Raw genomic sequence first — 21,396 nt, forward strand, 5'->3', positions numbered from 1 at the left:
GAGGCGCGCCGAATGGAGGGGCATCCGAGTTTCGGGCGCGTGGCCCGCTACGCGCTGATCCTCGGCGTCGCGTGCCTCGCGATCCTCGGCGTCTCGTACGCGCGCTACGTGCAAGAGGTGCAGGGCGCCGGCGCGGCGTCGGTCGCCGCGGTGGCGCTCGATTTGGCCGGCGGCTCGGGCAAGCTGGACGTGACGGAGCGGTTGAAGGGGATGAAGCCGGGCGATGCGCGCACGGTGGCGTTCTCCGTCGCCGGCTTCGGGGACGGCGCGGCGAGCGAGGTGGCGCAGGAGTACTCGGTCTCCGTCGAGACCACCGGGAACCTGCCGCTGTCCTACGGGCTTGCGGCCGGGGAACCCGTTTCCGGCGAGGGGAGCCTCGTGCAGCTCGGCGCTGACGGCGCGGGCGCGGATCTCGTCTGGACCGGCGGCCTGCTCCCCTACGGCTCGGTCTCCCACGCCTACGTGCTCACGGTTACCTGGCCGTCCGAGCGGGCCGATGAAAGCCTTGCCGACGAGATCGATCTGGTCGTCCTGCGCGTGGACGCGCATCAGACCATGGCGGGGGAGGCCTCATGACGGGCGGGAAGAAGCCCATGGCTCGTCCGCGCAGGCACGCATCCGGCAGGAGGCGGCTGCCGTCGGCTGTGGCGATGGCAGCGATCGCCGTCTTGTTGGCGGTCGCCGGCGTCGCCGTCGCGCGCTATGCGCTGCAGCAGCGGGAAGCGGGCGTCGCGACGGCCGAATCGTTCCATTTCTCCAGCGATTACCTGAGGGAGGAAGGCGAGGGCGCCTTCTACTACGTCGATCCGCAAACCGACGGCTTCTCCATCGAGCTGCGCAACTTCGCGGACTCGCAGAGGTTCGCCGCGGCGGATATAACGTACCGTGTCGCCGCGACGGGCGCGGACGTGGCGGATTCCGCGGGCGGCACCTTGCAAGGCGGCGTCGCGAGCACCGCGACGCTCGCCGTCGCGCCGACGGCGAGCTCGTTCACGATCGAAGTGGGATCCACGTCCCCTTACGCCGAGAAGCTCGTCGCCACGTTCGAGAAGGCCCAGGGGAACCGCTACGAAGTCGAGGACGCCGCGGGCAACGCCGCAGCCGTGCTCACCCTCACCTGCACCGACAGCGGGGCCCCGGTCTCCCTGACGCTGCCCGCAGGCGTGGTGCCCGACGCTACCGACGACCGGGTGACGCCGGACGGCGGCGGATGGCGGTTCCAGGCGTCCGGTTCGGGCGCCTACTCGCTCGTGCTGCTGAAATCGGACGCGGCGAAGAGCCTGTCGTGCCAAAGCACGCCTTTCGCCGACGGGATCGACTTGAAGGAGCAGCTATGAGACCTGCGGCTCGGACCATCGATGCGGCCACCCCCTCCTTCCCCCGGCGCGCCCTCGCCGTGCTGACGGCGCTCTGCCTGCTGCTGGGCCAGTACAACGGCGGGCTCGTCGCCGCGTACGCGACGGGCGCCGATGAGGTGGAGCTCCGGGTGGGCCCCAGCGTGACCGCCGTGCTGTCCGACGGCGTCCTGACCCTGTCCGGCACGGGCGACACCGACGATTTCACGGCCGACGCCGCCCCGTTCGCGGGCTACGCGTCGGAGGTGCGCGCGCTGGTCGTCGAAGAGGGCGTATCCTACATCGGCTCCTGCCTCTTCTACGGCTTGGGCGGGTTGGAGGGCGAGCTGACCCTGCCGGGCAGCGTCGTCGGCATAGGCGACGGCGCCTTCTCCGGAAACGGCTCGGAAACGGCTCCGCGCTTCTCCGCCGTTCGCAACCTGTTCGAATCGGGGGAGGTCGTGCGCTCGGCGGACGACGGCTACGCGGTCGACCGCATCGTGCAGCAGGACATCGCGCATCCCGAAACGCTCTTCTACCCGGGCCAGGCTGGCGAGGTGACCTGCTCGAGCGAGAACGGGTCCTTCCTGGAAGCCGCGCTTACTGCGGGCTACGAGCGGGCGGGCGGCGCGGAGGACGCGGAGGCGGCCGAGCCGGTCGAGACGGGCGAAGCGGGGCGGGAGGCGGAAGCGCAGCCCGAAGCGCTGCAGGACGAAGGGGCGGCTCTCGCCTCGGAGGGCGACGCGCCCGGCGCGGCCCTGGCCGCCGCCGAGGGCGCGACGGTCGTCTACGTGAACCAGTTGGATGGCTCCGATGGGAACCCCGGAACGGTCGACGAGCCGAAGGCGACGCTCGCCGGAGCGGCGGCGCTGCTGACGTCGGCCGCCGACGGCGGGACGACGGAGGGCAACCGCATCCTCGTCCAAGGGACGTACACCCGCTCGTCCGACGAGAGGAACCTGCCCGCGGTGCCCTTCACCCTGGCGGGCGCAGACGGCGATGCCGTTCTCCAGGCTCCTGAAAAAGAAGCGGCGGGCGTCAGCGACCACCCTCTGTACTTGGGTGCGGGTTTCCGCCTGGAGAACATCGAAACGGTGCGGATCGACCACGTCTACGGCAACGGGCACGACCTCGTCATCGGCGAAGGAGTGACGACGAAGGGATTGTACCTGTACGGCTACGGCCAAAACGCTTTGGGCGGCTCGTCGCCGTCCGCGAGCGTCACGGCGCTGAGCGGCCGCATCCTGCGCATCGTCGGCTACCTGAGAAGCACGCCCGCGCTTGATTGCGGCGGCCGGTCCTCCACCGTGACGGTAGGGGGGACGGCGAGCGTGGACGCGATCGTCGCCGGGAGCGCCAGCGGCGCGGTCTCGAACGCCGACGTGACCGTCAACGTCGAAGGCGGGTACGTCGGCACGTTAATCGGGGGGAACCAGGGCTTCAGTGCGAACCCCTCCCCATTTACCGGAAAGACGAAGATCAACGTCGACGGCGGTCAGGTGAAGAACCTCTACGGCGCGGGATCCGGCAGGAACCAAAGCGTTCCGACCTATCGAGGGGATCTCGACATCGACGTGACCGGCGGGAAGGTGGAGAACCTGTACGGAGCCGGCTCCGCAGCCTACGTGATCAGCGACGGGGTCGACGCTTCGCGCGTGTCCGTCTCCGTGTCCGGCAAGGGCCGCGTCGACAGCCTCTTCGCGGCGGGCAAGGGATGGGACGACACCTCCAGCTTGGGAATCAAGAACGATACAAACATGTGGGGAGGCTTTCCCGCGGGGACCGATCCGGTGGACTTCGGCAGCTTGACCGGAACGGTGGAGATCGCCGTCGAGGACGGCGGCACGGTCGGCGACGTGTACGCCAGCGGCCAGGGATACGTCTCCAGCTCGGGAGACTCGCCTGACGAGGGAACCAAGAGCAACGCCTACTTGGACGGCGAGGCGGTCGTCCGGGTGAGCGGGGGCACGGTGACCGGCAGCGTCTACGGCGGCGGCAAGGGGATCGAGCTCGACGGCTACGGGCGGTGCGCGCGCGTCACGGAGGGCTCTCGAGTCCGCGTGGAGGTGACCGGAGGCACCGTGCAGGGCAACGTCTACGGCGGCGGCCGGACGGCCAGCGTGGACGGTTCCGCCTCGGTCGCCGTATCGGGCGGCACCGTGCAGGGCAACGTCTACGGCGGCAGCCTCCAAGGCGCGGTCGGGGGCGCCACGCGCGTGGACGTCGATGGCGGAACCGTCAACGGCTCGGTCTACGGCGGCGCCTACGGCGTTTCCGGCAGCGTGCTGGTTGCGGGCGGCTCCACCGTGAACATGACGGACGGCTGGGTGCGCGGCAACCTGTACGGCGGCAGCGAGCTGAGCGACGACGGCGCCGTCGTCGCGGAAGGGGAAGCCGCTCCGGACCTCATCGTGGTCAACCTGGTGGGCGGCACGGTGGGCGGCAACGTGTTCGGCGGCGGCTATCGGGGCACGGTCAACGGCTCCACCCACCTGCACGTCGGCACGGGCGCGCTGGACGCGTGCTCCTATTACGCCGGCGCGGGCGCCGAGGCGAAGCCCGCGCTCTCGGCGTCGTCCTTGACCGTCGGCGGCTCGGTGTACGCGGGCGGCGACTTCGGCGGCGACGGGAGCGACTACGATGCCGTCACCGTGATAGGCACCTCGCACGTGTACGTCGACGGGGGCGGCTACGACACCGGCTCCGGCGCGTCCGGCGCTCCTTCCATGACCGTCGAGGGCGGCGTGTTCGGCAGCGGAGCCTCCTGCGATGCGGGCCAGACGCGCCTGGTCACCCTCGCGAACTATGGCGAGCCCGTTGCGGGCGACGGCGGCGCGGCCGCAGGTGCGACCCGCACCCTGACCGCCGTCCAGCGCGCCGACCGGGTGCTGCTCCTCGACGCGCACGTGCGGCTTTCCGGCCAGTCGGACGCGGCCAACGCCGACCAGACGGCCTTGTACTCCCTCAACCGCATCGGCGACCATGGGGAGGTCGACGGCTTGGGGAGCCTGGGAGGAGGGCTGGTGCTCCAGAGCGGCAGCACGCTGGTGCTGGACGCGCCCGCCATCGAGCTGGCCGCGCTGCGCAGCCTGGACGCCGACGGCAAGGAGGCGACCGCAACCTCCGCTGCGGAAGCCGCTTCGAACGCGCTTCTGCTGAACAACGGCACGCTGCTGCGCGTTTCCTGCTCCTCGGCCGACGGCGAGCAGTACGGTCCGGTGAAGGGCTTCGCGCGCTTGCTGGCGGGCGAGTCGGCGGAAGGCTACGCCTACGCCCGCATTGCGCCCGGCGGCGAGTCGGACGGCGGGTTCGTGGACGGCGACGGCAAGGAGATGGCGTTCACGGAGCAGTCCTCCTACCGGTACTGGAAGGTGAGCGGCGGGGGCGAGGCCAACGTGACGCGCCAGACGGTGCTGACCGCCCGCACGCTGGAATCGGGCGACGCGGGCTACGGCGAAGACGGGTACGCGGTGGCGAAAGGCGTCATCGAGCTGCCCCCTGCGGAGGACGGCTCCACGTACGCCGTGAAAAGCGTCGAGACGTCGAACGCCCGGCTGGTTTTGGCGGGAGCCGCGAAAACCGGGCAGGGCGGCGCTGCCGAGTGGCAGGCGTCGGGCGGCGACCCGACGGGCGCCGATGCGCAGAAGGCGGCCATCGCCGACAGCCCTTTGACTACGTTCGGCCTGTTCATGAAGCCCGGAACCGGGTTCGCGCCGGGTTCGTCCGGCGCGGTCGTGACAACCTCCGCGACCGTGTCCTCGATCGACGGCACGGTGTCCGGCGACGCCGTTCCCCAGATCGAGTTCTACCTGACCTACTACAACGAGGGCATCGTCGCGAGCCAGGATCCGGGGACGGTCACGGTGGTGCTCCAGCGCTCGCACGGCGGCGCCGTGCGGGAGACCACGACGGCGAGCGTCCAGATCGTCACGAGGGCCGCCAACCTCTCCTCGCTGGAGATGGACCTGTACGCCACGCAAGGCGGCAGCTACGCCGGCAAGCTCTACATCCCCGCAGGGACCAGCCGGCAGCTGACGCTCGTCGGCGTCTCGTCGAGCGACGGCTCCTCGCTCGTGTCGGGAGGCTCGTCGCTTTCCGACAACCGGTTCTCGCTCTCCCTGCAAGCGAAGCAGAGCCAGGGCTGGCAATCGTCGGGGCTCATGGACGCCCCGTGCGATCTGGGGTCCTTCGCGGCTGGCAGCCCGGTGCGGATCGGCACCACGGACAGCCGCCACGATGCCCCCATCGACATCGTCCTGACGAACGCTCCCGGGTTCCCGCCGAAAGACCAGGCGGACACCGTGACGCTTGCCCTCGAAGACGCGAGCTCCGGAGGCTCGACGGTATCCGTCGTTCTCCGCATCCATTGGGAGCAGTCCGCCGTGGCGTCGGTCGAGGCGGGGGCGGGGCGGCAGCACAACGCGCTGACGCCGTCCGAAGGCGCGCTGGCCATCACCCAGGACAGCGCGCTGACGGCCGCGTTCTCGCTGTCGAGCCCCCTTTCGGCGGCGCAGTCGTGGGTGGAGCTGCGGGACGAGGCCGGCGGTTCCACCGTCGCCCTGCCCAAGGGCACGGAGCTCACGCTGTCGAGCGGGGAGGGGTTCTACCGCTACGAGGCGACGGGCGCGGAGGAAGGCGGCCGCGTCAAGCTCGGCGATTTCGTCGCGATGAGCGGCGGAGGGCATCTTTCGGGCAACGTCGCCGGCTCCGTCTCCGTGATCGTGGATTTCGGCTCCTCGAGCTCCAAGCTGGCCTTGGGGGAGTACAGCCTGCGGCTGCGCAACGAGGGGACCGCCGACAGCGTCGGCGCGGGCTTCACCGTGAACAACGCGGCCGCCAAAGCCTCCGTCGGCGTCGGCGGCGGGTCGTCGCAGGGCGCGCACGCGTTCGAGCTGTCGCTTTCGCGAGGCAGCGACACGCGGTTCTCCGGCGGAGCGACCGCGGTGCTCTCGCTGGCCGACGGCGCGGGCTTCCCCGAAGGGACGGCGTTCTCCCTGGACGGCGAAACGAGCTATCCCAGCGGCGGCAAAGCGTACATCCCCTTGAGCGGCGGCGATGCATGGACCATCGAGATGGACGCCCCGTTCGCCGTCGGCTTGGCGGCGGGTTCGTACGCGCTGGACGTCCAGGTGTTCCCCACCGGGGCGAGCGCGGGGGATGCGGCCCCGTTGACGGCGGCGGTCGGCTTCGCGGTCGAGGAGGCCCCCTCGTACGCGCTCTCCGTATCCCAGGATTCGGAGGAAAGCCGCATCGTCGAGGCAGGAGGGGCGCTTTCCTTCTCCGTCGCCTACGCCGTGCGGGGCGCTGCGGCGGAGCCGGTGCGGATCGACGTGTCCGCCCAGCGGAAGACGGATGCGGGCTACCAGAACGTTCAAGGCTGGACCGCGTCCGGCAACGACCCCCTCGTCGCGGAATCTTCCGGCACGCAGACGATCTCCGTCGTCGCGCCCGCCCCGCTCGAACCGGGCACCTACCGGCTGCTTTTCAAGCTGGGGGACCGAGAGGTTCCCTACAACGTCGTCGTCGCGAAGCTCTAGCCGCCCGCTTCGGCGCGCCCCGGAACGCGAGAAGGCCCCGGATTTCCGGGGCCTTCTCGCTCTTGATATGCGGACGGATCGCGGGGCGAGTGCCGTATGCGCAATCGTTGTTATTCGGCGGCAGCTTCCTCGGCGCCTTCGGCAGCCTCGGCCTTGGCGGCCTCTTCGGCTTCCTTGGCCTTGCGCTTCTGAGCGGCGGCCTCTTCCTTGAGCTGCTTCTCGCGGCGCTTGGCCTTCTCCTTGGAAGCGGCTTCCATCTCGGCGACGCGCGCAGCCTTGCGCTCGGCCTTCTTGGAGCCGGTCTTCTGCTCCTTCTTGGCCGGCGCCACGTACGCGGCGCGGTCGGCGTCGGTGGCAACCGTGTTGGCCAGGACCATGATGCCGCTCTTGCGGTTCGCGGCCTGGTTCTTGTGGATGACGCCCTTCGAGGCGGCCTTGTCCATGAGGCGGCACGCGGCGCACGCGGCGGCGTAGGCCTCGGCACCGTTGCCGGCGGCGACGGCGTCCTTCACGCGACGGGTCGCGGTCTTGAGCTCGCTCTTGACCGCGCGGTTGCGCATGCGGGACTTCTCGTTGGTGATGATGCGCTTCTTCTGGCTTTTGATGTTCGCCATAGGTGATGTTCCTCCAATATGAAAACCTATCGAATACCGTGCGTTTCCGGCGGCGCAAGCGCTCTGCGGTTCGAGATACGGCGGCACGGTGACGACAGCCTCGCATGCGGGCCCCGAGGGGCATGGCGCGCCCGCGCAGGCGGGCAGCCTTCGATGCATGGTGAAACAGGCGGGATTTCTCTGTTTCGCGGACCAATCGGTCACCGACACTACGATTCTCTAAGCGCAGCCACGTCTGCAGATCGGCGATGAAACCATCGCGCGAACGTACGTGCCGGATACACAATGCGATAGAATAGCAAACGTTGACCGCTTTTTCACGCACAAATGGAAAATCGTGCGCGATTCTCCATCAACCTGGGAAAAGGAGCCTGCCATGCCCCGTGCCGCCCTCAGCTCGCCGATCCGCGCCCTCGCCCCGGCCCTCGCGCTGTCCCTCGCCGCCGCAACGGCGCTCGCCGGATGCTCCGGCGCGTCCCAGCACCAGGTGATCGACGCGAACGAGGCCTGCGCGACGTGCCATTCCGAGGAGAAGCCCTCCTACGAGCGCGTGGAGGATCCCGCGGGGACCGCGCAGAGCGGGACCCAGGTGCGCGTCAAGGCCCCCGACGCCGCGGCCGTCGTGGTGGCCGAGCCCCTGTTCACGTCCGAGGACGGCGCGCGGTTCGTGCCCGTCCAGGTGAGGACGGCCTCCTTGAGCGGGGGAGAGGCCGTGCTCGAGCTCGACGACGGCCTTTGGGCGCTCTGCGTGGACGACGGCGACGCGGCCCGGGCGCAGCTCGTGCGGGTCGATTCGGCGAGCGACGCGATCGCCGTCGTGGAACTGTAGTGCGAAAACCCCCTGCGCCGTGCGCGAATGAGGTAGAATAGGCTCCGTTTCCCCGAAGCGCCCGCACGTCAGCGAGCGCGCACGACGTGAAAGACAGGCTATGACCACCGATCCGAACTTCATCCGCAACTTCTCCATCATCGCGCACATCGATCATGGCAAGTCGACGCTGTCCGACCGCATCCTCGAGCTCACGGGCACCGTGGCCAGCCGCGACATGCAGGCGCAGCTGCTCGACAGCATGGACATCGAGCGCGAGCGCGGCATCACCATCAAAAGCCAGGCGGTGCGTGTGGACTACACGGCCGACGACGGCCAGACCTACCAGTTCAACCTCATCGACACGCCGGGCCACGTGGACTTCACCTACGAGGTGAGCCGCTCGCTGGCCGCGTGCGAGGGCGCCGTGCTCGTGGTGGACGCCACCCAGGGCGTCGAGGCGCAGACCGTGGCGAACGCCATGATGGCCATGAACGCGAACCTCGAGATCGTCCCGCTCATCAACAAGATCGACCTTCCCGCGGCCGAGCCCGATCGCGTGCGCGAGGAGATCGAGGAGGGCCTCGCCATCCCCGCCGACGACGCCGTGCTCGCCTCGGGCAAGACGGGCGTCGGCGTGCACGACCTGCTGGAGGCCGTGGTCTACAACATCCCCGCCCCCGAGGGCGACGCGGACGCGCCCCTGCGCGCGCTCATCTTCGACTCGTACTTCGACCCGTACCGCGGCGTGGTGGCGCTCGTGCGCGTGGTGGACGGCTCCATGAAGAAGGGCGATCGCGTGCTCATGATGGCCACGGGCACCGAGGTGCTCGTGGAGGAGGTGGGCGCCCGCCGCCCGGCCGAGATCCCGCTGCCGACGCTGTCGGTGGGAGAGGTGGGCTACCTGGTCACGGGCTTGAAAGACGTGCGCCAGGTGAAGGTGGGCGACACCATCACCGCCGTCAAGGGCGGCGTGTCGCAGCCGCTTCCGGGCTACCGCGAGGCCAAGCCCATGGTGTTCACGGGCCTGTTCCCCATCGAGGGCGACCAGTACGAGCCGCTCAAGGAGGCGCTCGAGAAGCTGTCGCTCAACGATCCGGCGCTGGCTTGGGAGCCGGAGAAGTCGCACGCGCTGGGCTTCGGCTTCCGCGTGGGCTTCCTCGGCCTGCTGCACATGGAGGTCATCAAGGAGCGCCTCGAGCGCGAGTTCGGCCTCGACCTGCTGGCCACGGCGCCCAGCGTGGAGTACCACGTGTACCGCCAGGGCGGCGAGATGATCTCGCTGCACTCGCCCCAGGAGATGCCCGATCCCGGCGAGATCGAGCGCATCGAGGAACCCTTCCTCAAGGCGAAGATCCTCATCCCGCCCGACTACGTGGGCGCGGTCATGGAGCTGACCACGGCGCGCCGCGGCACGTTCGTCACCATGAACTACCTGTCGCCGACGACGGTGGAGATGCTGTGGGAGATCCCGTTGTCGGAGCTCATCATGGACTATTTCGATAAGCTTAAGTCCAACACGAAGGGCTACGCCTCGCTCGACTACGACTTCGACGACTACAAGCCCTCGAAGCTGGTGAAGCTGGACATCCTGCTGTCGGGCAAGCCGGTGGACGCGCTGTCGTTCATCATCCACAAGGACAAGGCATACGATCGCGGCCGCGTCCTCACGGAGAAGCTGCGCAGCATCATCCCGCGCCAGATGTTCGAGGTGCCCATCCAGGCCGCCATCGGCGGGCGCGTGCTGGCCCGCGAGACGGTGAAGGCGAAGCGCAAGGACGTGCTGGCGAAGTGCTACGGCGGCGACATCAGCCGCAAGCGCAAGCTGCTGGAGAAGCAGAAGGCCGGTAAGAAGCGCATGAAGAACATCGGCAACGTCGAGGTCCCGCAGGAAGCGTTCATGGCCATCCTGAAGGTGGACGACTAGCATAGGATAGGTTGGAGCATGGCACGTAAAGACGACTACGACTGGTTGGACGACCCGTTCGACGACAAGAAGGCGAGCCGCCAAGGAGGCATGGGCGGCGGTGCGAAGGCCGCGCTGGGCTGCGGTTGCCTGCTGGCGATCGTGGGCATCGTCGTGCTGCTCCTGTTCGCCGCCGTCAACATGATCGACATCCTGGCCGCATAGGCGCCGGGGAAAGGAGCTTCCATGAAAACCAACGCCGTCATCGACGCCATCCTGTCCCGCCGCTCCATTCGCGCCTTCTCGGACGAGCCGATCGCGCGCGAGGACCTCGAGGCCATCGTGGCCTGCGGCCAGTGGGCCCCGTCGGCGAACAACCGCCAGGAGCAGACGTTCGTCGTCGTGGACGACCGCGCCCGCATCGCCCGGCTGGCCGAGACCGTGCGCTTGACGCTCGGCCGCAAAGCGTACGATATGTACGCGCCCCGGAGCATCGTGATCGTCGCGCACGCGAAGGACGCGCCGTTCGGCCGCGAGGACGACGGCTGCGCGATGGAGAACATGATGCTGGCCGCGCACTCGCTGGGCATCGGCAGCGTGTGGATCAACCAGCTGCAGGACGTCTGCGACGAGCCCGCCGTGCGCGCCGAGCTCGACGAGCTGGGCGTTCCCGCCGACAGCGTCGTGCACGGCGTCTGCGCGCTGGGCTACGCGGCCGCCGCGGGGCGCTCCCACGAGCGCACGAGCGACGTCGTCTGGGTCGGGTAGGGCGCCCGGCTTGGACCTGCACGCGTTCTTCCAAACACACCGCCTGCTGCTGGCCCCGATGGCGGGCGTGAGCGACGAGGCCTTCCGCGCGCTCTGCCGCGAGCAGGGCGCCGACCTCACGTATACCGAGATGGTGTCGGCCAAGGGCCTTTCCTACGCGAACGAGAAGACGCGGCACCTGCTGCGCCTCGCGCCGGGGGAGGACCGGGTGGCCGTGCAGCTGTTCGGCCACGAGCCCGACACGATGGCCGCCCAGGCCGCGTGGATCGAGCGCGAGATGGGCGCGTCGCTGGCCTACCTCGACGTCAACATGGGCTGCCCCGCGCGCAAGATCGTGTCGAAGGGCGACGGCTCGGCGCTCATGAAGGACCCCGCGCTGGCCGCCTCCATCGTGCGCGCCGTGGCGCGGGCCGTGGACTGCCCGGTCACGGTGAAGTTCCGCCGCGGCTGGTCCGAGGGCGTCGAGACGGCGCCCGAGTTCGCGCGCCGCATGGAGGACGCGGGGGCGATGGCCATGGCCGTGCACGGGCGCTACGCCGAGCAGCTGTACCGCGGCAGCGCCGAGTGGGACGCCGTCGCGCGGGTGAAGGAGGCCGTGGCCGTGCCCGTCATCGGCAACGGCGACGTGAAACGCGGCGCCGACGCCGCGGCCCTCGTCGCCCGCACGGGCTGCGACGCCGTGATGATCGCCCGCGGCGCCGAGGGCAACCCGTGGCTGTTCGCGCAGGCCAAGGCCGCGCTTGCGGGAGAGCCCGAACCCGACGCGCCCGGCGTGGAGGAGCGCATCGCGCTCGCGCGGCGCCATGCGCGGCTGCTCGGCGCGCGCGAGGGCAAGAACATCGTGCGCATGCGTAAGCACGCCGCCTGGTACCTGTCGGGCCTGCCGGGCGCCGCCGCGGCGCGCGGCAAGATCAACGGCTGCGTGTCGGTGGAGGATTTCGACGAGGTGTTCGACGAGCTGCTGGCGTGCGCGCGCGAGCACGCCGCGGCTCACGAGTGAGAAGCGAGGAGCACATGCCGCACGATCCGTACAAGGCGCTCTACCTGCATCTTCCGTTCTGCGTGAAGCGCTGCGCCTACTGCGACTTCGCCACGGCGGCCGTGCCCGCCGGAAGCCCTGAGATCGACGCGTACGTGGAGGACCTCAGCCTGCAGATCCGCCGCAAGGCGAAGGAGGGCGAGCTGGGCGAGCTCGAGACGGTGTACCTCGGCGGCGGCACCCCGAGCCACGTGGGCTTGTCGGGCCTGTCGATGCTGCTGTACACGCTGTCGCTGTCGATGCACCTCACGCCCGAGGTGGAGTGCACGATGGAGGCGAACCCCGAGAGCCTCACCGAGCGCATGGTGCGCGACATCTGGGCGCTCGGCGTGAACCGCCTGTCCATCGGCGTGCAGAGCTTCGACGACGAGGTGCTGCGCACGCTCGGCCGCGCGCATTCCTCCGACGACGCCCGCCGCGCCGTCGAGGCGGCGCGCACGCGCTTCGACAACGTGAGCCTCGACCTCATGTGCGGCATCCCGGGGCAGAGCGCGGCCAGCTTCGAGGCCGGCGTGCGCGAGGCGGTGCGCCTCGGCGCGACGCACGTGAGCGTGTACCCGTTGACCATCGAGCCGCACACGCCCTTCGACGCCGCGGTGCTGGCGGGCGAGCTCGAGGAGCCCGACGACGACGTGGAGGCCGCGCACATGGAGATCGCCGCGCACGTGCTGGCCGAGGAGGGCTTCGAGCGCTACGAGGTGGCCAGCTACGCCCGCCCCGGCTACCGGTGCCGCCACAACATCGCGTACTGGACGGGCGTGCCCTACCTGGGGCTCGGCCGCTCCGCCGCCACGATGACGCAGAACGCGCAGCGCCGCATGCGGTGCAAGGACGGCGCGGTCACCGACGACCTCGACCCGCGCCAGATGGCCGCCGAGGACCTCATGCTGGGCATGCGCATGACCGACGGCGTGTCCGACGAGCGCGCCGCCCGCGCCGCCGAGCTGCTGCCCGAAGCGCCCGCGACTTTGGCCGCCCTCGAGGAGCGGGGCCTCGTCGAGCACGCAGGCGGCCGCTGGCGCCCCACCGAACGCGGCTGGCTCTGCGGCAACGAGCTGTACGGCGACCTGTTCGACCTGGCGTAACGTTAGACAGGGAGAGAAGCGAACAATGGCTATTCTGTCGAAGAAAAACGAAGAAGCGTTGTGCCTTCTCTTTCTGCGTGCGAGTGGGTCGGTTCTTGCGAAATCAATAATCTGGATACTTCTCGCGATCGTTTTGTTCTCGGCTTTTTGCTATCTGTGCAACGAAGGCTGGCTCGATAACATTACAAGGGAGATTGCCAGCGTGTTTCTCGGCGTACTTGCTGCAACACTTTGTGCGAGCGTGACACTACTCGTCATGGATACGTTGAGAAACCGTCTTGAAGATGCCTGCAAGCTGACGAGGAATTACGAATCGATCATCTCGAAATATGAGTATTCTAAAGAGGACTTCTTTGTCTACTATAACAGCAGGGCTTTCTCACATTTTTGTGGAAACCTTTCATTTTATGCATCCAACGACGGAATTAGCGTTTTCCCCGAAGAAATAATGTACCTGAATCGTTCGATAGACGACGCTCGATGCAAAGCCAGGCTCGTAGCGAAGAACGTTTCGATCCGAATCATCGATCGCCCGGATGTTTGGTATGCTCTGCCCCAGTACGCACACGCTCATTTCGACGATCTTTTCCATGCGCATTCGACCTCTTTCACGATTAACGCGCCCATGCTGCGAATCGACAGTTGCTTGGTCGGGCCAAATCAAATCATTTTTACGAGTAGCAGGACTACGTACTTTGATTCCCTCGTAACGAATCGCGCCCTCGATGTTGAATTGTCGAAGGGGCTTACATTGCGTATCAAAGAAAACCATGCAAATAGGCTTACGCCCTTACGAGAGTCGGTTCTTTCGAATCATTTGGGATTGCATTGCATTATTCTGACCTCAGACGGATTCTACGTATTCGTTTTAAGAGGTAAGGATGTGACCATTGGAAAGAGCATGCTGGGCATCAGCATGATGGCTGCGTACAAGCTAAGGGGTTTCGAAAGTGAGAGGATCGGGTTCGAACATGTTTTCGATGGTCTCGAAAAAGAGCTTGAGGGCGAACTTGGCATCGAGGCCGACGAACTGATCGATTGTACCTACGCTACTTCGCAGAATCATATGGTTGCTTTCTATCGAGATTGGGTTGAAGGGGGCAAACCTCAGCTGCTCTTCAGCTATTCGTCGGTCCTTACCGCAAAACAGATCTCTGCGAAATTTGACTCCCTTCGCCGCAAAAGCCGGAACCCTCTCGTGTGCGACGGCTTTTCGCTCCGCTTTCTTCGCCAAGATGAAACGGAGCCAAAAGACCTCGCGTTGTTTCCGGATGGGTTCTTCGGTAGGTTCCGTAGAGCCGACGAAATCGAATGCGGATGTGTTGCGAGAAAGTGGTTCGATGCGATGCCGAGCACAACGGCGTCCATGGCTCTTTACCTTTTGTCTGACGTCTGCGGCGAAATGGCTCACAGCAGGAATTGACACCGATGCTCGCGTTTGGCCCGACAAGGTAGATTGCGCCTCAGCGTGCGTACTTTTGAGCGCACCTACTATGGCGAAACAGCGAGTTTCTTCACAATTTCAAGCTGTTGTTAGCACTCTCGACTTTCGGCTGCTAATATGATGCGTTACTATGGTTCGGGTTCGGGGAATACCGACTGGTGAGAGAGGCAGGTGGAGGAGCGTGCTTTCGGATCGAAGGCAACGGGTGCTGAGCGCCCTCATTGAAGAATACGTCGCGCGCGCTCTGCCCGTGGGGTCGCGCACGCTGACGGAGCGCTACCAGCTGGGCGTGAGCCCGGCCACGGTGCGCAACGAGCTGTCCGTCCTCGAGGACGGCGGCTACATCACGCAGCCGCACACGTCCGCCGGGCGCATCCCGACCGATTTCGGCTACCGCGCGTTCGTCGACAACCTGCTGCAGTCCGACCTCGCCGCCGGCGACGACCGCTACCGGCCCGTCGTCGACCAGCTGCGCCGCAGCGCGAGCGAGCTCGACGCGCTGCTCGAGCAGACGTCGTCGGCGCTCACGCGCCTCACCGACTGCCTGTCCATCGTGCTGGCGCCGTCGGTGCTGAACCTGCACATCAAGCAGCTCTCGCTCATCTCGCTGTCGCCGCTGCGCGCCCTCGTGGTGCTCGTCACCGAGGACGGCCAGGTGTTCAACCGCCAGATGGAGTTCGCCGAAGAGGTGGCCCCCGACGACCTGGCGCGCGTGCAGCGCTTCCTGAGCGAGGTCATGGGCGGCAAATCGCTGCAGGAGATCGAGGACGGCCTGGGCGAGGGCATGGTGGAGGCGTTCCGCGACCCGCTCGTGCGCATGGCGCTCGACGAGGTGCTGTCGTGCCTGCAGGAGGGCGACGCGTCGCGCACGCACCGGCTGGGCGTCAGCTCGCTTCTGACGAAGCCCGAGTTCAGCCAGTCCCAGGCGCTGCTGCCCGTCATGCAGGTGCTCGAGGACGACACCGTGCTGCTCCAGATCCTCGACGACGCCGCCCGGCGGAGCGCGGGCGTTCCCAGCGTGCGCATCGGGCGCGAGAACGACGCGGCCGCGCTGGCCGGCGTGTCGGTGGTGGCCAGCCGTTACGGGCGGGGCGCGTCGGCGGGCGTCGTGGCCGTGGTGGGCCCCACGCGCATGGACTATTCCAAGGTGATACAGGCGGTGCGCATGGCAAGCGCGGCGCTGGAGGACGTATAAACAACACGTGGAGGCGGCGCGTCCCGCGCCGTCCGTGAGGAAAGGTTTCGAAAGCAAGATGGCGAAGGATCTGTACGAAGTTCTGGGCGTGTCCCGCGAAGCAACCGAAGACGAGATCAAGAAGGCGTTCCGTCGGCGCGCGCGCGAGCTTCATCCGGACGTGAACAAGGCGCCCGACGCCGAGGACCAGTTCAAAGAGCTGAACGAGGCCTACGACGTGCTGTCCGACGCGCAGAAGCGCGCCCAGTACGACCGCTTCGGCACCGTTCCCGGCGCGGCCGGCGGCGGCAGCCCCTACGGGGGCGGCGGCTACGTCGACTTCGAGGACCTGTTCGGCGGCGGCTTCGGCATGGGCGACATCTTCAGCTCCTTCTTCGGCGGCCAGGCCGCCGGCCGCGCCCCGATGCGCAAGGAGGGCCGCGACATGGGCGTGGGCCTTCGCCTGACGCTCGAGGAAGTGGCCGCCGGCGCGAAGAAGGAGATCGTGTACGACCGCCTGGCGCCGTGCCCCGACTGCGAGGGCTCGGGCCTCGGCCCCGACGGGCGCGAGATCACGTGCCCCGACTGCCACGGGCAGGGCCGCGTGGTCACCATCCAGCACACGTTCCTCGGCGACATGCAGACGGCCACCACGTGCAAGACCTGCGGCGGCACGGGCCACACCATCGAGAATCCGTGTCCCGAGTGCGAGGGCCAGGGCCGCGTGCCCGACCGCCAGCGCGTCACCGTGGAGGTGCCCGTGGGCATCCGCGACGCGCAGCAGCTGCGCCTGTCCGGCTTCGGCGAGGCCGGCATGCACGGCGCCCGCCCGGGCGACCTCATCGTCACGTGCCGCATCCAGCCGCACGAGTTCTTCGAGCGCGACGGCGACAACCTGCACGCCCGGGCGAACGTGTCCATCGTGCAGGCCACCCTGGGCGCCGAGATCGAGATCGACGGCATCTTCGAGGGCGAGAAGGTGCAGGTGCGCATCCCCGAGGGCTGCCAGAACGAGCAGGTGGTGCGCGTGAAGGGCTTCGGCATGCCGAAGTTCCGCAGCGAGTCGCGCGGCGACATGTTCGTGCACGTGAACGTGGTGGTGCCCAAGAAGGTGACGAAGAAGCAGCGCGAGCTGCTGGAGCAGCTGGCCGAGGAGCTGGGCGAGAACGTGGCCGACGAGCGCACCCCGCTCCAGAAGCTCCGCGACGCGTTCAACTAGCGGATCCGCGATGTCCCTTCAGCATTTCTACCTGCGCGACCAGGTCCTGGCCGACGAGGAGGCCGCGGCGTTCCCGCTGCGCCTCGAAGCCGACGACGCGAAGCACGCCCGGGTGCTCAGGCTGGCGCCGGGCGAGCGCATCGCGGTGGTGGACGCCGCGCAGGACTACTTCGCCTGCGAGATCGTGGCCTTCGACGACGCGCTCCCGGTCGTGCGCATCGCCCAGCGCTTCGAGCGCGCCGGCGGGGGCCCGGCGGTGGAGCTCGTGCAGGGGCTGGCCAAGGGCGACAAGATGGAGACGGTGATCCGCCACGCCACCGAGCTGGGCGTGGCCGCGTTCGCGCCGCTGGCGTGCGAGCGCTCCATCGTGCGGCTCGACGCGCGCAAGGGCGCGGCGAAGGCCGAGCGCTGGCGCGCCATCGCGAAGAGCGCCGCCATGCAGTCGGGGCAGCCGGCCGTGCCCGACGTGCGCGAGCCGGCGGGGCTGGGGGAGACGTGCGCGCTGCTGGAGACCGCCGCGGCGGTGCTCGTGTGCTGGGAGGAGGCTCCCGGCACGTCGCGGCTCGACGCCGCGCTCGACCGAGCGCTCGGCGACGGCCCGGTGCCCGAGGGCGCCCGCGTGGCCGTGGTGGTGGGCCCCGAGGGGGGCCTGACCGAGCGCGAGGTGGAGGCGCTTGTGGCCTGCAACCCCCGCGCCTCGCTCGTGTCGCTCGGCCCGTCCATCCTTCGCACGGAGACCGCCGGCATCGTGGCGCCCGCGCTCGTGCTGTACGAGCTGGAGCGGCGCGCGAGGGCGGGCGCGCGATGAACTTCGCCGTCGTCAACCTGGGATGCAAGGTGAACCGCGTCGAGTCGGACGACGCGGCGGCGCAGCTTGCCGCCTGCGGCGTCGAGACGGCCGAGGCGGACGCCGACCTCATCGTGGTCAACACGTGCACGGTCACCGGCGAGGCCGAGAAGAAGACGCGCAAGGCCGTGCGCCGCGCCCTGCGCGCGAACGACCGCGCCCGCGTCCTGGTCACCGGCTGCGCCGCCGCCATCGACGCGGCGTTCTACGAGGCCCTCGACGACCGCGTCGCCGTGGTGGGGAAGGCCCAGCTGCCCGACGCGATACGGGACTGGTGCGAAGCCTGTTCCTCCCAGGGCTCCGCCGGAGAGCTCGCCGGTCCTGCCAACGTCCCTGCCGCGCAAGCCGAGGGGCCTGCAGGTTCTTCCCACGGCGCGTCGCGCGAGGCGTTCTCGTCGAACGTTGCGCCCCTGCTCCATATCGGGTCCGGTTTCCGCACGCGCGTGGGGGTGAAGGTGCAGGACGGGTGCGACAACGCGTGCACGTACTGCATCGTGCACGTGGCGCGCGGGCGGGCGACGAGCCGCCCTGCCGACGACGTCGTGCGCGAGTGCGTCGCGTACGCGCGGGCGGGCGCGGGCGAGATCGTGCTCACGGGCATCAACCTGGGCTCGTACTGCGACGGGCCGAGGCGCGACCCGTCCGCCACGCGCCTCGCCGACCTGCTGCGCCGCCTCCTCGACGAGACGGCCGATGCGCACCGCCCCGGCGCGTTCCCCGTGCGCTTCCGCATCTCGAGCGTCGAGCCGCGCGACGTGGACAACGCGCTCGTCGACCTCCTCGCCGCGACCGACGGCCGCGTCTGCCGCCACCTGCACCTGCCGCTGCAGGCGGGAAGCTCGAAGGTGCTGCGCGAGATGGCGCGCCCCTACGACGCCGAGCGGTTCCTCGCGCTCGTGGAGCGCCTGTACGCCGCCGTGCCCGCGCTCGCGCTGTCCACCGACGTCATCGCGGGCTTCCCCGGTGAGACCGACGCCGAGTTCCAGGAGACGCTCGCCCTGGCGCGCGCCTGCCGCTTCGCCAAGATCCACGCGTTCCCGTACTCGCGGCGCGCCGGCACGCCCGCCGCCGCACGCGCCGACCAGGTGCCCCCCGAGGTCAAGGCGGCCCGCGCCGCCGCGCTGCGCGCCCTCGGCGACGAGCTGCGCGCGGCCGAGCGCGCGCGCCGCGCCGGAACCGTCGAGCTCGCCCTGGTCGAGGAGGGCGGCGTCGCCATGTCGGAAAGCTACTTCGAGCTGCCCGCCCCCGCCGGGGCCCCGCAGGGCGCGCTCGTGAAGGTGACGATGTAGCCTCGCCGCCCCGGCCGCGCGTCGCCGCCCGCCGTGCGCCCCTGGGGGAACATGGTGTGCGTATGGGGAGCTTCCCCCGTAGGATTCCTCCATAGGATCAGGTGTGCTATGGTTTTCAGGATAGCTGGAGCGGACGGGAGGCGCCGATGGCCGATGACGAAGCGCGCGAGCGAGCGCGGAGAAGGCTCGAAGAGCGTCAGGCCCGCATGCGCGGGGAAGCGCCCGTCGGCCGCGACGCGCACGAATCGCACGAGCCGATCAGCTCGGGCCGTCTCCGTTCGAGCCGTTCCGGAACGGGCAACCGGCACTCGTGGGAGGCGCGCGGCCCGGAGCCCCTGTTCGCCCTCTCCGAGGCTGCGACGAACCTCGTGCGCGCCGTCGGGCTCAAGCGCTTCGCGATCGCGGTCGCCGCGATCGCGATCGTCGTCGCGCTCGTCGCGGGCGTCCGCGGCTGCATGGCCGCCGGCGCGGCCGCGCCGGCGCCGGACGAGGCGGACCAGGCCCCCGTCCAGCAGCAGGCGCAGCGCGACCCCATCGACGAGGACGAGCTCAAGGCCGTGCTCGGCGACGAGCTGGCCGCCCAGCTCGTCCAGGCGGCCGAGACGAGCGACGACGTCGCGTGGATCGCCGCCCATCCGGACGCCTACGCCGGCGACGGCGAGGCCGTGCAGCACAAGCTGCTCAAGCTGGCCGCCGTCGAGCCCGAGGCCGTGCCCTTCGTGCGCACGTTCCCCGACGCCTACCCCGCCGAGAGCGCCCTGGGCACGGACGACCCCGCCTCCGGCGAGGTGCCGCGCCTCTACCAGTGGGATTCCCGCTGGGGGTCCACCGTCTACAGCTCCACGGCGTTCGCGCTGACGGGCTGCTGCCCCACGTCGCTTTCCATGGTGTACCAGGGCCTCACGGGCAAGGGCGACCTCTCGCCCTACGACATGGGCAAGCGCGCGAGCGACGGCGGCTACGAGACGGCCTTCGACGGCACCGACGCGACGTTCCTCGTCAACGAGGCGGCCTCGCTCGGGCTCTCCTGCGAGGCGCTCGCCGCCGACGCCGACAGCGTCCGCTCCGCGCTCGAAGGCGGCGCGGTGCTCATCTGCAACGTCGGCCCCGGCGACTTCACCGACAACGGCCATTTCTTCGTCATCACGGGCATCGACGACGAGGGGAACCTCGCCATCAACGACCCATACTCGGCGGAGCGCTCGAACAGGGCCTGGGACGTGGACACGGTGCTCGGCCAGACGATCGGGCTGTGGGCCTACCGGCTCGCGTGACGCGCCGCCGTTCCCGCCCGAAATTGAGCACCTGCACTATATTCCCTTGTCGGTTCGATGACATCGCGGCCGGTCGCAGCCGTACGTGCTACAATGCTCCCATGACAGACCAAACGCAAATCACCCTCACGGCCCCGCAAAGCGTGAACATGGCGCTCATCGTCGGGCCCGCGGACGAGATCCTCCACGTCGTGCAAGACGCCTTCGCCTCGCGCATCACGGTGCGCGGCGACACCATCGAGCTCGTCGGCGACCCGCTCGAGGTGCAGTCCCTCACGGCGCTGTTCTCCGACCTCATCAAGCTCGTGGAAGGCGGCGACGAGCCCACGCTCGAGTACGTGCGCCACGCCATCGACCTGCTGCGCACGGCCGAGTTCAGCCCGCAGGCGCTGCGCGAGGACATCCTGCTCACGTACCGCGGCCGGGCCATCCGCCCGAAGACGGCGGGCCAGAAGCGCTACGTGGACGCCATCCGCGAGCACACCATCACCTTCGGCATCGGGCCCGCGGGCACCGGCAAGACCTACCTCGCCATGGCCATGGCCGTGGCCGCGCTCAAGCGCAAGGAGGTCGGCCGCATCATCCTCACGCGCCCCGTGGTGGAGGCGGGGGAGAGCCTGGGCTTTCTGCCGGGCACCCTCACCGAGAAGGTGGACCCCTACATCCGCCCGCTCTACGACGCGCTGTTCGACATGACCGACATGGAGCGCGCCACGCAGCTCATCGAGAGCGGCGTCATCGAGATCGCCCCGCTCGCGTTCATGCGCGGGCGCACCCTGAACGACAGCTTCATCATCCTCGACGAGGCGCAGAACACCACGCCCGAGCAGATGAAGATGTTCCTCACGCGCCTCGGCTTCGGCTCGAAGATGGTGGTGACGGGCGACGTGACCCAGCTCGACCTGCCGCGCGGCATCTCGGGCCTCAAGGGCGTGCGCGCCATCCTCGAGGACGTCGACGACATCGCGTTCTGCGATTTCACGGGCAAGGACGTGGTGCGCCACTCGCTGGTGGCGGCCATCGTCTCGGCCTACGATCAGGCAAGCAGAAAGGCTTGA

General features: G+C 68.8%; 17 protein-coding genes. 16 read left to right on the forward strand and 1 reads right to left on the reverse strand.

What is annotated here, in order from left to right; translation table 11 throughout:
• The first annotated feature begins 12 nt into the window (after positions 1–12).
• The 3 genes from GS424_RS08240 to GS424_RS08250 all read left to right on the forward strand — a co-directional run bounded on the left by GS424_RS08240 (position 13) and on the right by GS424_RS08250 (position 6,871).
• On the forward strand, positions 13–576 hold the full coding sequence (locus GS424_RS08240; protein ID WP_160941601.1) for a hypothetical protein: 564 nt from the start codon (positions 13–15) through the stop codon (positions 574–576).
• Positions 577–644: 68 nt separating this feature from the next.
• Positions 645–1,337, forward strand: coding sequence for a hypothetical protein (locus GS424_RS08245; protein ID WP_160941600.1), 693 nt, complete (start codon positions 645–647; stop codon positions 1,335–1,337).
• Entirely contained in the window at positions 1,334–6,871 is a 5,538-nt protein-coding gene (locus GS424_RS08250) for a hypothetical protein (protein WP_160941599.1), read from the forward strand. Before GS424_RS08245 ends, GS424_RS08250 begins: the two co-directional genes overlap by 4 nt.
• Before the next feature lie 110 nt (positions 6,872–6,981).
• Here GS424_RS08250 and rpsT read toward each other — a convergent pair whose 3' ends face one another.
• On the reverse strand, positions 6,982–7,485 hold the full coding sequence (rpsT, locus tag GS424_RS08255; RefSeq protein WP_160941598.1) for a 30S ribosomal protein S20: 504 nt from the start codon (positions 7,483–7,485) through the stop codon (positions 6,982–6,984).
• A gap of 376 nt (positions 7,486–7,861) precedes the next feature.
• On the opposite strand from rpsT, the gene GS424_RS08260 reads away from it, so the two are divergent.
• The 13 genes from GS424_RS08260 to GS424_RS08320 all read left to right on the forward strand — a co-directional run bounded on the left by GS424_RS08260 (position 7,862) and on the right by GS424_RS08320 (position 21,396).
• A complete protein-coding gene (locus GS424_RS08260; protein ID WP_160941597.1) occupies positions 7,862–8,314 on the forward strand; it encodes a hypothetical protein in 453 nt (150 codons plus the stop codon).
• 100 nt (positions 8,315–8,414) lie between these two features.
• Entirely contained in the window at positions 8,415–10,220 is a 1,806-nt protein-coding gene (gene lepA, locus GS424_RS08265) for a translation elongation factor 4 (RefSeq protein ID WP_160941596.1), read from the forward strand.
• 18 nt (positions 10,221–10,238) lie between these two features.
• On the forward strand, positions 10,239–10,424 hold the full coding sequence (locus tag GS424_RS08270) for a hypothetical protein (RefSeq protein WP_160941595.1): 186 nt from the start codon (positions 10,239–10,241) through the stop codon (positions 10,422–10,424).
• Positions 10,425–10,445: 21 nt separating this feature from the next.
• A complete protein-coding gene (locus tag GS424_RS08275) occupies positions 10,446–10,967 on the forward strand; it encodes a nitroreductase family protein (protein WP_160941594.1) in 522 nt (173 codons plus the stop codon).
• 10 nt (positions 10,968–10,977) lie between these two features.
• Positions 10,978–11,967, forward strand: a complete 990-nt coding sequence (dusB, locus tag GS424_RS08280) for a tRNA dihydrouridine synthase DusB (RefSeq protein WP_280527520.1) — start codon at positions 10,978–10,980, stop codon at positions 11,965–11,967.
• A gap of 14 nt (positions 11,968–11,981) precedes the next feature.
• Complete coding sequence (gene hemW / locus GS424_RS08285) at positions 11,982–13,091, forward strand: radical SAM family heme chaperone HemW (protein ID WP_160941593.1); 1,110 nt, start codon at positions 11,982–11,984, stop codon at positions 13,089–13,091.
• A gap of 25 nt (positions 13,092–13,116) precedes the next feature.
• Positions 13,117–14,514 (forward strand): hypothetical protein, encoded by a 1,398-nt coding sequence (locus tag GS424_RS08290; RefSeq protein ID WP_160941592.1) that lies wholly within the window; start codon positions 13,117–13,119, stop codon positions 14,512–14,514.
• 202 nt (positions 14,515–14,716) lie between these two features.
• Positions 14,717–15,730: a heat-inducible transcriptional repressor HrcA gene (hrcA, locus tag GS424_RS08295; protein WP_160941591.1), complete on the forward strand. Its 1,014-nt coding sequence runs from the start codon at positions 14,717–14,719 to the stop codon at positions 15,728–15,730.
• 58 nt (positions 15,731–15,788) lie between these two features.
• Positions 15,789–16,928 carry a molecular chaperone DnaJ gene (gene dnaJ / locus GS424_RS08300; RefSeq protein WP_154331887.1) on the forward strand — a complete coding sequence of 380 codons (1,140 nt, stop codon included), beginning with the start codon at positions 15,789–15,791 and terminating at the stop codon, positions 16,926–16,928.
• Positions 16,929–16,938: 10 nt separating this feature from the next.
• Positions 16,939–17,736, forward strand: a complete 798-nt coding sequence (locus GS424_RS08305) for an RsmE family RNA methyltransferase (RefSeq protein WP_160941590.1) — start codon at positions 16,939–16,941, stop codon at positions 17,734–17,736.
• Positions 17,733–19,064: a MiaB/RimO family radical SAM methylthiotransferase gene (locus GS424_RS08310; protein ID WP_160941589.1), complete on the forward strand. Its 1,332-nt coding sequence runs from the start codon at positions 17,733–17,735 to the stop codon at positions 19,062–19,064. The genes GS424_RS08305 and GS424_RS08310 overlap by 4 nt, the downstream gene beginning before the upstream one ends.
• Before the next feature lie 146 nt (positions 19,065–19,210).
• Entirely contained in the window at positions 19,211–20,338 is a 1,128-nt protein-coding gene (locus GS424_RS08315) for a C39 family peptidase (RefSeq protein WP_160941588.1), read from the forward strand.
• Positions 20,339–20,439: 101 nt separating this feature from the next.
• Entirely contained in the window at positions 20,440–21,396 is a 957-nt protein-coding gene (locus GS424_RS08320; protein WP_154331891.1) for a PhoH family protein, read from the forward strand.

The sequence above is a fragment of the Eggerthella guodeyinii genome (assembly GCF_009834925.2).
Lineage (GTDB): Bacteria > Actinomycetota > Coriobacteriia > Coriobacteriales > Eggerthellaceae > Eggerthella > Eggerthella guodeyinii.

Coding starts and splice junctions, on each gene's coding strand:
- GS424_RS08250 (WP_160941599.1), top strand. CDS start 1,334: ATGAGACCTGCGGCTCGGACCATCGATGCGGCCACCCCCTCCTTCCCC.
- GS424_RS08260 (WP_160941597.1), top strand. CDS start 7,862: ATGCCCCGTGCCGCCCTCAGCTCGCCGATCCGCGCCCTCGCCCCGGCC.
- rpsT (WP_160941598.1), bottom strand. CDS start 7,485: ATGGCGAACATCAAAAGCCAGAAGAAGCGCATCATCACCAACGAGAAG.
- GS424_RS08275 (WP_160941594.1), top strand. CDS start 10,446: ATGAAAACCAACGCCGTCATCGACGCCATCCTGTCCCGCCGCTCCATT.
- lepA (WP_160941596.1), top strand. CDS start 8,415: ATGACCACCGATCCGAACTTCATCCGCAACTTCTCCATCATCGCGCAC.
- GS424_RS08270 (WP_160941595.1), top strand. CDS start 10,239: ATGGCACGTAAAGACGACTACGACTGGTTGGACGACCCGTTCGACGAC.
- GS424_RS08310 (WP_160941589.1), top strand. CDS start 17,733: ATGAACTTCGCCGTCGTCAACCTGGGATGCAAGGTGAACCGCGTCGAG.
- GS424_RS08240 (WP_160941601.1), top strand. CDS start 13: ATGGAGGGGCATCCGAGTTTCGGGCGCGTGGCCCGCTACGCGCTGATC.
- hemW (WP_160941593.1), top strand. CDS start 11,982: ATGCCGCACGATCCGTACAAGGCGCTCTACCTGCATCTTCCGTTCTGC.
- GS424_RS08305 (WP_160941590.1), top strand. CDS start 16,939: ATGTCCCTTCAGCATTTCTACCTGCGCGACCAGGTCCTGGCCGACGAG.
- dnaJ (WP_154331887.1), top strand. CDS start 15,789: ATGGCGAAGGATCTGTACGAAGTTCTGGGCGTGTCCCGCGAAGCAACC.
- GS424_RS08320 (WP_154331891.1), top strand. CDS start 20,440: ATGACAGACCAAACGCAAATCACCCTCACGGCCCCGCAAAGCGTGAAC.
- GS424_RS08290 (WP_160941592.1), top strand. CDS start 13,117: ATGGCTATTCTGTCGAAGAAAAACGAAGAAGCGTTGTGCCTTCTCTTT.
- GS424_RS08315 (WP_160941588.1), top strand. CDS start 19,211: ATGGCCGATGACGAAGCGCGCGAGCGAGCGCGGAGAAGGCTCGAAGAG.